Annotated in this window: 1 rRNA gene; it reads left to right on the top strand. The window is 53.6% G+C overall.

Annotation, left to right across the window (positions count from 1 at the left end):
• Positions 1-102: 102 nt before the first annotated feature.
• Positions 103-690: ribosomal RNA gene (locus LGM71_RS33115) — 16S ribosomal RNA — on the top strand; the annotation flags it as partial.

Raw genomic sequence — 690 nt, 5'->3', positions numbered from 1 at the left:
AGAGTCTCACACTAAAGTAAGTCAGGTTTATGAAGCAATTCATATTCCTGTCAGCTTTGAGTGAGCGACCGGTTCGAAAGAACCGAAAACAGTAACAGGTTTAAACTGAAGAGTTTGATCCTGGCTCAGATTGAACGCTGGCGGCATGCCTTACACATGCAAGTCGAACGGCAGCACGGGTGCTTGCACCTGGTGGCGAGTGGCGAACGGGTGAGTAATACATCGGAACATGTCCTGTAGTGGGGGATAGCCCGGCGAAAGCCGGATTAATACCGCATACGATCTACGGATGAAAGCGGGGGACCTTCGGGCCTCGCGCTATAGGGTTGGCCGATGGCTGATTAGCTAGTTGGTGGGGTAAAGGCCTACCAAGGCGACGATCAGTAGCTGGTCTGAGAGGACGACCAGCCACACTGGGACTGAGACACGGCCCAGACTCCTACGGGAGGCAGCAGTGGGGAATTTTGGACAATGGGCGAAAGCCTGATCCAGCAATGCCGCGTGTGTGAAGAAGGCCTTCGGGTTGTAAAGCACTTTTGTCCGGAAAGAAATCCTTGGTTCTAATATAGCCGGGGGATGACGGTACCGGAAGAATAAGCACCGGCTAACTACGTGCCAGCAGCCGCGGTAATACGTAGGGTGCAAGCGTTAATCGGAATTACTGGGCGTAAAGCGTGCGCAGGCGGTTTG

The sequence above is a fragment of the Burkholderia sp. AU33545 genome, from assembly GCF_020419685.1.
GTDB classification, from domain to species: domain Bacteria; phylum Pseudomonadota; class Gammaproteobacteria; order Burkholderiales; family Burkholderiaceae; genus Burkholderia; species Burkholderia diffusa.
This window is presented reverse-complemented; position numbering and strand designations above follow the sequence as displayed.